The 1,782-nt window shown below is 69.9% G+C and carries 2 protein-coding genes; both read left to right on the forward strand.

What is annotated here, in order from left to right:
* On the forward strand, positions 1-804 hold an 804-nt coding region (locus tag ACIWVC_RS34160), incomplete at its 5' end, for an SDR family oxidoreductase (protein WP_396455146.1).
* A 35-nt stretch (positions 805-839) separates the two neighbouring features.
* Positions 840-1,782, forward strand: a 943-nt coding sequence (locus tag ACIWVC_RS34165) for a thiamine pyrophosphate-binding protein (protein ID WP_396455148.1), incomplete at its 3' end; no start/stop codon positions are given.

Below are 1,782 nucleotides of genomic sequence, written 5' to 3' on the forward strand. Positions count from 1 at the left end.
GCCGCGCGGCGGGCCGAGGACGAGCTCGGCCCGATCGACGTGTGGGTGAACGTGGCCTTCTCCTCGGTGCTCGCGCCGTTCTGGGAGATCGAGCCGGCGGAGTTCGCGCGCACCACCGAGGTCACCTACCTCGGCTACGTCAACGGCACCCGGGCCGCGCTGAAGCGGATGATGCCGCGCGACCGCGGCGTGATCGTCCAGTGCGGGTCGGCGATGGCCTACCGGGGCATCCCGCTGCAGAGCGCCTACTGCGGCGCCAAGCACGCCATCAAGGGGTTCCACGAGTCGCTGCGGACCGAGCTGATGCACGAGGGCAGCGGCGTGAAGGTGACGATGGTGCAGATGCCGGGCGTCAACACCCCGCAGTTCGACTGGGTGCTCTCGCGGCTGCCGAAGCGCCCGCAGCCGGTGCCTCCCATCTACCAGCCGGAGATCCCGGCGAAGGCGCTGCTGTACGCCGCCGAGCATCCCGCGCGCCGCGAGTACTGGATCGGCGCCAGCTCGGTCGGGACGATCCTCGGCAACAAGTTCGCGGCGGGCCTGCTCGACCGCTACCTGGCGAGGACGGGCTTCACGTCGCAGCACACGGACGAGGACGTCCGGCCGGACCGTCCGGCGAACCTGTGGGAGCCCGCCGATGACGCCTCCGGCGAGGACCACGGCAGCCACGGCCGGTTCGACGAGCGGGCGCACGGGACCAGCCCGCAGATGTGGGTGGGGCAGCATAAGTACCTGGTGGGCGCCGCGACGGCCGGTGCCGCCGCGGGCGCGGCCGTGGGCGCGGCCAAGCTGCTGCGGCGCTGACGGACACGACGACATTCACGGAGAAGGAGAGATCAATGGCGCAGCAAGTGGCCGACTACGTCCTCCAGCGGCTGACGGAGTGGGGCATCAAGCGGGTCTACGGGTACCCGGGCGACGGCATCAACGGGATGCTCGGCGCGTTCGACCGCGCCGAGGGGAACCCCGAGTTCATCCAGACGCGGCACGAGGAGATGGCCGCGTTCATGGCGTGCGCGCACGCCAAGTTCACCGGCGAGGTCGGCGTCTGCACGGCGACGTCGGGCCCCGGCGCGATCCACCTGCTGAACGGGCTGTACGACGCCAAGCTGGACCACCAGCCGGTCGTCGCGATCATCGGGCAGCAGAAGCGGCTCTCCCAGGGCACCCACTACCAGCAGGAGGTGAACCTGGAGACGCTGTTCTCCGACGTGTCGGAGTACTGCCAGATCGTCATGCAGCCGGGGCAGATGCGGCACGTCATCGACCGCGCGTTCAAGACGGCGCTGACCACCCGCAGCGTCGCGACGATCATCATCCCGGAGGACGTCCAGGAGTCGGAGGCGGTGCCGTCGCCGCCCAAGGAGCACGGCTCGGTGTACTCCAGCGTCGGGTGGAGCCAGCCGCGCGTCCTGCCGAACAAGGAGGAGCTGCACAAGGCCGCGCAGATCCTGAACGAGGGCCAGAAGGTCGCGATGCTGGTCGGCCAGGGTGCCGCGAACGCGCAGTCGGAGCTGATCGAGACGGCCGAGCTGCTCGGTGCCGGCGTCGCCAAGGCGCTGCTCGGCCGCGAGGTCCTGCCGGACGACCTGCCGTTCGTGACCGGCCCGGTCGGGCTGCTCGGCTCCAAGGCCAGCGATGAGATGATCATGAACTGCGACGTGCTGTTCATGATCGGGACGAGTTTCCCGTACGCCGAGTGGCTGCCGGACGAGGGCAGCTGCAAGGGCGTCGAGATCGACATCGACGGCCGCATGATCGGCATCCGGTACCCGATGGACG

It is taken from the genome of Actinomadura sp. (assembly GCF_044508335.1).
Lineage (GTDB): Bacteria > Actinomycetota > Actinomycetes > Streptosporangiales > Streptosporangiaceae > Spirillospora.